We start from the raw sequence: 6,821 nt of genomic DNA on the forward strand, positions 1-6,821 counted from the left end.
ATCTAACTGATATATATCATTATAAAAATGGTGGCAGTGGGTATTGATAAGCTCGTCAGAACAACAGCTAATATAGGTAGCATCAAGCAAACATAGAGAGTAGCGATCTGCAAAAGCTATTTCTCTAGAGCGAGGAGGCGTGGCAAATTGGCGCATTTTATTAATGGTATGATCACCGCCCCAAATCACTCTTCCTGCTGCTTGGCTGAGCCAAAATGCAGTGACATCATCATTATGCTCATAGCGAATAAGAAAAACTCGTTGTGCGATTGGTTGGTACTCAGACTCTAATAATAATTGCGAGAGAGTTTGTAAAGCAATATCTGTGCTGTGGTTTGATTTAGATGACAAGCGCAAAACACAGCTATTACCTGCAAGTAGCGCAAATGCGAGTGAATAGGCAAAGTTTATCGGTACGTTTGCTGGGCAGATATGAAAGGTTAAGCCTAGCCCTATAGATAGCCTGTTTGAGTAGGAGCTTGTTTTCATTGATAAAAGGTTGGCCTTTCTTAGCCAAAACGCGAGCGCCATTAGATCTGGCAGCGTATTTGCCTCTGGATGTCGTCGTAGCCTTGCTGAAAGTGTATTTAAAAACGATATGGTCTGCTCTTCCCAAGCCCTTGTTGGCTGAATATGAAAATCAGATGATGAGCCAACTAAGGTTGTAAAGTGAGCTTGAATGTTATTTGGAATAAGTATCACTGCACCCTCTCACTTCCGCTTGTTTTACTCTACCCAGCACATCAAAATAGGTACCTTTCCAGCCGCACTGGCAGTCATCTTCTCCAAGCTTTACACCGATATCTTCACTTAAGATACTGTGTCCAGGGTAGCTATGAGGGAGTGCAGAAATTAATTGAATAAGCCCCAAATTACCATCTTTAACTGGTTGTAATGTTTTAAAATCTCTAATTATTACTTCAGACCATGATGAGCAGTGGAAGTGACCCTGTTTACACTCCATAAAGATAGACCCTGTTTGCTCAATCATACCGTAGTAATTGTGTACACTCTGGATTGCAGTAACGTTAGCTAATCTAGACTTAAAATGTGACTTGGTTACCTTATTTGCTTCTATTTTCTTCCAGCCACCACCATGAAGCAAAATGCTTTCGGATAAATCAATTTTTTTGCTCAATTGCTCTAAGGCTTCAACAAAATGAAGCCAAACTATATAAGTAAAGCCAAAGATAAACTTTTTCTGTCCTTGATATTTGTCTATGAATGCGTTGAGAGCATCAAAGTTTATTGTCATATCATCATTCAATGCGTAAGTGATGTCTCGCCCATACATTGAAAACCCTAAGATACCCGCAGTACGAGCCGAAAACTTTGTTCTATTTTTGACGGTAGACGGACAGTCGATAACTAGCATTGGAAGGCGCTGTTTACCAATTAAGTGAGTAACTAGTTTAGAGAGTATTTTTACTTGCAGCGCTGATGTTCTTTTATCGAGATAGATTTTGGAAACGGATTGTCCAGAGGTTCCCGAAGACATCATCGTCTTAATAACACTTTCTTGTGGTACACTTTTTAATTCTTGAGATTTAAATAGTCTGACTGGCAGAGGAAAAAACGGACTAAATGGGTGGCTATTTAAGTCAATATTAGGCATCGACTGCTTAAGCTTTGCAAATGACGGACATTGAGACAAATGAAGTTGATCTAGTTCAGCCAACTTTGATATTAATACAGATTGCTTTTGCTGCTTAGGCCATGCGTATGGTGGCCAATCAGATAATATTACTTCATCTACTTCATAAGACATTGATAATCTACCTTGCCACTTTCTAATCTAGGAATGTGTGAAACAGTTTGAATTTTGATGGCCGTATAATTAATGGAAAATAGTTCAGCGAACGTTTTTTTAAGTGTTCGTAGATCAATTTCTTCGCCATCTACAATGGCAATATTTAGCTTATCATCAGTGCCAAAGGCGACACTTTCATACCCTAATTCTTGCAACGTTGCTTCAACATGACTCAGAGATATACGATTTCCAAACACTTTGATAAAGCGCTTTAAACGGCCCTCTATATAGAAATAGCCCTGTTTGCAGCTTGCTAAATCGCCTGTTCTCAAAATGCCTTGGTTTTCATCACCTTTAGATAAGTCGAAAATAGTTTCAGCGTAACCTAAGCATACATTATCTCCCTCATAGACGAGCTCGCCTATGTCGCCTGACTCTGTGATATCGTTACCGTTCTCATCCTGGAGCCATAGTTTTCCTCTCGGAATTGCTTTACCGATACTGCCAAGGTGCGTATTCAAATCACTAGGCCGCATATAAGATATCCTAGGTGAAGCCTCTGTTTGACCGTACATCACCCAAAAATTAATACCCATTGTGTTCGTCAATGCTTGTATCTTTGACAAATATCGCTCTGCCAATTTACCACCTGCTTGTGTCATCGTTTTAAGATGGGGCAATTTCATGGTATCAAGCTTCATTCTCAGTAGTGATTCATAATGAAATGGTACTCCTGAGAAACTGGTAATTTCGTGAGTCGTCATATTTTCCCAAAATGACTTGTCCATTATCGTTTCATTTGTAAGATAAATTGAGGCACCTGCAAGTAAATGGCTGTTTACAATAGATAATCCATAAGAATAGCTAATAGGCAAATGTACAATAGCGCGCTCTAATGGGGTGATAGATAAATATTCTTTGATAGCTTGCGCGTTACTCAATAGGTTTTGTCTAGAAAATCTAACGAGTTTTGGTGAGCCGGTCGATCCTGAGGTTGAAGCCAAAAATGCCAATTGGGGATGTAAAGTGTGAGGTTTATTTAACGGGCTACATAGTAGTTGATATTGACCCTGTGAGCTTAAAACTGTGTACTTAGAGAAAATACCTGCTTTCTCTGTTTTGGTTAAAACATAGTTAGGTTGGTATGTGCACACTAGCGTTTCAAGCTGCTCTACTGCCATATTTGCACTTAAAAACAGTACTACGACTTCTGCCTCTATTGCTGCGAGGTAATGAACAAGGCAAGGGTAATCATTATTTCCGATGATAAAAAGTAAAGCCTTTTGCTGTAAGGGTTTTGCTGCATTTGCAACATCATCAAGCAGCGCTCGATAAGTATAGGATTCGCCGTTTTCAGTGATCACGGCAATGTGTTCTGGATACTGTTTGTTGATTACACTTTGAATCTTGGTCATGGGCTAAACTTTTGACGTTAAAACTGCTAATGGCATTACGTTTATTCTACAATAAAAATACTGCAAAAATCGCGCCGATATCAGATGAGTATCACATGCTCAACGTGAACATATAAATAAAATATAGCGGTACGTTTAAAACTGATATGAACTCCATGAATAGCGCCTATAACACCCGTAATGTTAGCTTAAACAAACAAAAACATTAACTTATAAGAAGAAGATAGAAAAGTATAACGTTAAAATCAGCGAAAATTCATCCAAATTTCATGGCATCACTCTCACTAACTGCTAGCTTGAGCACCCTTTGTAATTGATTTCAAAAGTTTAGTTAGTAATAGGGAGCTAAAAATGGATAACAAATTATTGACGTCTGAATGGTTGATACTATTCGTAACTTTAGTAATGGTCAGCAAGAGCCTCGCTCAAGACGCAGAAGTATCTTTAATAGGTCCTTATCTTGGTCAAACACCTCTTGGGGACACACCTCAAGTATTTGCGCTTGGCACGGTGTAAACAGAGCACAGAGATCACAATGCGTTTTTCTCTCCCGATATGAAAACTTTTACTTTACGCGAAAGGATCTGAACGTGAACCGTTGGAGTTTAATTGTGTACGAGCTGCGAGGAGAACAGTGGCATGATACGGTTGTTGGTCCAAGAGTTGGCAGGCCATTATTAGCACCAGATGGCGTGACCATGCATATGAGTAAATATGTTATGACGCGTCGAGAGGGGAGCTGGTCTGAAGCCAAAAGTCTAGGCCCTATGTTTGATAAAGAAAGCTAGGGGATCATGCGGTTAAGTGCATCTTCGAGTGGTACGTATGTGTTTGACGATAATAAAAGCGGCGATGTTATTAGGATCTCTGAGGTGAAAAACGGTCAACGCCAAAGACCGGTTAAATTAGGTCCTGAAATTAACACTGACTTATATAATGCGCATCCATTTATCGCGCCCGATGATTCTTACATTATATGGGACGGGGTTCGAGATTCAGGGTTTGGCAACTCAGATCTTTATATCAGTTTTCGTTTGAAAGACGGTAGTTGGGGCGAAGCGATTAATTTGGGAGACAAAGTAACCACGAGTGCGCGGGAGGCGTCAGCGAGCGTAACGCCCGATGGCAAATATCTGTTCTTTAATCGTACAACACCTCCAAGAAATGCTGATATTTTTTGGGTTGATGCTCAGGTAATCGAAACGCTAAAACCTGCCAATTAGCGGATTGGTATGCAGCGCACAGTGACTACTTTGGTGTGCGCTTTACTCTTTAAGTGTAGTGAAACGGAGGCTAACACATGCTACAAATGCTCAAATAACGTTTGAAGTATGTAGTCTTGAACTTTATCTACAAAAAACTAAGTGAGCAAAGGGGGAACGGGACCTGAAACGTAAAGGAAATCGGTAGAAACCCGATAACGCAAATCAATTTACAGATGCAAATTAGAGTTAGCTGTGTATAATTTGATCGCGATTGTAAAAATAAGGAAATTAATATGGATGAATCTAATACTTTAGCTGGTTATTTTGTGTGGGATTTGAGTGTGCTTTTTCTGCTGCTCGTACCGTTTGTGGTTATGGGCGCGCTGTCGTACTTTTTGGGCACGCGTAAAACACAGCAACCTAAACTTGCTGCGTTTATCGGAGTAATGTTGACATTTGCACTACCCTTAGGAGTGCTGTATTTAGTAGTACTTCTGTTAAAAGACGACCTTGAATGTCAAACTAATCATCAAAGCCTACAGGCAGGAAACTAGCATTCAGCACTAAATTGTGTGAGGCTAATTTCCATTAACCAGAGCTTGTGTTCAAGCTCTGGTTTTACACATTTCTGTGATACCAATTTGTCTTAATACTGACTCAATCTGAAAGAGCAAATTTGATGCTAACTGTGTTAAAGGTCTCTCATTTAGAGCCACTAAAATAGCAAAAATTTGCCCAGTTACTAAAGCGTAAATTTGTCGACTTGTGACTTTAAGTCGTGGGCAAGTTTACTCATTTCGTTACACGCCGTTGCGGTTTGGTTAGCGCCTTCGGTCATTTCAACGGCCGAGTAATTGATAGTCTCGATATTTTTATTCAGCTCCTCAGAAACAACTGATTGTTGATGACAAGCTGACGCGATCTGCGTACTCATTGCTGCGATGCTATCAATCTGAGATTCAATTTGATGTATCATATTACCAGCGACTTCTGATTGCTCAACACAAAGTGCAATACCTTGTTCACAGCTCTTGGTTGCCACACCGGTTTCCTTCGACTTGGTTTGTAGGTCGTTGACGATTTCAACAATTTGTGTGGTTGAATCTTGAGTGCGTTGGGCCAGTGAGCGAACTTCATCCGCAACAACGGCAAAACCACGTCCCTGGGCGCCTGCACGAGCGGCTTCAATGGCGGCATTTAATGCCAATAGATTTGTTTGCTCCGCGATTTCTCTGATCACGTCAACAACCACATTAATGTTGTGTGAGTTTTTCTCGAGATTATTGGCAAGCTCGCCTGCAGATGTCACCGTTTGTGCAACTTCTGAAATATGATTGATATTTGATTTAAGTGCATCGCTGCCTTCTCTGGCTTTTTCGCTCGCCTGATTTGCTGATTCAGCGCCCATTTCTGTACTTTTAGCGACTTCGCTAATTGCCGCTTGCATCTGTGTCATCGCGGATGCGACGGATTGCAATTCATTCTGTTGTACATTCATACCTTGTGCATTTTGGTAAGAAATAGCATTCACTTCTTCCACCGCAGCGGTTAATTGGATGGCTGAATCATTGATTATGGTGATCAAAGCGTGTAACTGTGAACGCATTTTTTCCAAAGATTGGGTCAATAAACCGAGCTCGTTTTTACCTGTATCTTCAACAGTAATCGCGTGATTTAGTTCACCACGGGCTATTTTACTTGCAAGATCCACGGATAAAGCAAGCGGTGTTTTAATCGTTTTACTCAGCAGCATACAGATAACTACTATGGTCACTGCAACGAGTATTCCGGAAATCGCCAAGGTGAATAGGGTACTATTAACTGCCGATATAGCCGAGCGCTCGGACTTTTCAACACTACTATCATTCAAAGCTTCCAATTCGCTAAGCTCAGACATGGCGTTGGCAAACAGTGGGTAACTATCCAAAATAATTCGATTTGCTTCTTTGGCATTACCACTTAGAATGAGGCTCTCATAACTATACGTGGCATTGGCGTATCGCTGCCAAGCGGTAATGAAGGCACCGAACAAAGCTTTTTCTTCTTTGCTGACAGGTAATGATTGATAAAATGCTACCTTATCATTGAGTGATTTTTTCAAATCTCTTAAAATAGTGAGCCAGTTATGCACCTCTGGATCTTCAGGGTTTAGCGCAGTACTAAACTCATCTTTTCGTATCGTTGCTAAGTCAATTTTAATGTCTTTGATGGTTTCCATTGATGGAATGCTGGTTCTGACTATGTCGTTCAGGTTGGCGTTTACTTCTTTCATTCCTTGGTAGCTCATCAGGCCAACACCAATGAAAATGACAAAAAGTAAGGTGAAACTTAACGTTATTTGGTTAGAGATAGATAGTTTTTTTAACTGCATTATTGGAGCTCAATGAATCCGTGGATGATGGTTGCTATTTAAAGAAGCGGTATTGTATTTGAAAAGTCAGTGGTTTTTAT

8 protein-coding genes are annotated in these 6,821 nt (G+C 40.3%); 4 read left to right on the forward strand and 4 right to left on the reverse strand.

Annotated features, from left to right (window positions below; genetic code table 11):
• The 3 genes from L1D50_RS20285 to L1D50_RS20295 form a co-directional block, all read right to left on the reverse strand.
• Positions 1-702: acyl-CoA reductase (locus tag L1D50_RS20285; RefSeq protein ID WP_345773975.1), on the reverse strand; the 702-nt coding region annotated here is incomplete at its 3' end.
• Positions 683-1,768, reverse strand: a complete 1,086-nt coding sequence (locus L1D50_RS20290) for an acyl-protein synthetase (RefSeq protein WP_239966683.1) — start codon at positions 1,766-1,768, stop codon at positions 683-685. The genes L1D50_RS20290 and L1D50_RS20285, both read right to left, overlap by 20 nt.
• Positions 1,753-3,165 (reverse strand): AMP-binding protein, encoded by a 1,413-nt coding sequence (locus L1D50_RS20295; protein ID WP_239966684.1) that lies wholly within the window; start codon positions 3,163-3,165, stop codon positions 1,753-1,755. The genes L1D50_RS20290 and L1D50_RS20295 overlap by 16 nt, the downstream gene beginning before the upstream one ends.
• 351 nt (positions 3,166-3,516) lie before the next feature.
• Here L1D50_RS20295 and L1D50_RS20300 point away from each other — a divergent pair, with 351 nt between their 5' ends.
• The 4 genes from L1D50_RS20300 to L1D50_RS20315 all read left to right on the forward strand — a co-directional run bounded on the left by L1D50_RS20300 (position 3,517) and on the right by L1D50_RS20315 (position 4,924).
• Positions 3,517-3,681, forward strand: a complete 165-nt coding sequence (locus L1D50_RS20300) for a hypothetical protein (protein WP_235956566.1) — start codon at positions 3,517-3,519, stop codon at positions 3,679-3,681.
• Positions 3,682-3,755: 74 nt separating this feature from the next.
• On the forward strand, positions 3,756-3,953 hold the full coding sequence (locus tag L1D50_RS20305) for a hypothetical protein (RefSeq protein WP_235956565.1): 198 nt from the start codon (positions 3,756-3,758) through the stop codon (positions 3,951-3,953).
• A gap of 6 nt (positions 3,954-3,959) precedes the next feature.
• Positions 3,960-4,388, forward strand: a complete 429-nt coding sequence (locus L1D50_RS20310) for a hypothetical protein (RefSeq protein WP_235956564.1) — start codon at positions 3,960-3,962, stop codon at positions 4,386-4,388.
• Between the two features lie 275 nt (positions 4,389-4,663).
• Positions 4,664-4,924: a hypothetical protein gene (locus L1D50_RS20315; RefSeq protein ID WP_128726955.1), complete on the forward strand. Its 261-nt coding sequence runs from the start codon at positions 4,664-4,666 to the stop codon at positions 4,922-4,924.
• 188 nt (positions 4,925-5,112) lie between these two features.
• On the opposite strand, the gene L1D50_RS20320 is transcribed toward L1D50_RS20315, so the two are convergent.
• Positions 5,113-6,741 carry a methyl-accepting chemotaxis protein gene (locus L1D50_RS20320; RefSeq protein WP_128726954.1) on the reverse strand — a complete coding sequence of 543 codons (1,629 nt, stop codon included), beginning with the start codon at positions 6,739-6,741 and terminating at the stop codon, positions 5,113-5,115.
• Positions 6,742-6,821 lie beyond the last annotated feature (80 nt).

The organism is Pseudoalteromonas sp. Isolate6, from assembly GCF_022398435.1.
GTDB lineage: Bacteria > Pseudomonadota > Gammaproteobacteria > Enterobacterales > Alteromonadaceae > Pseudoalteromonas > Pseudoalteromonas galatheae.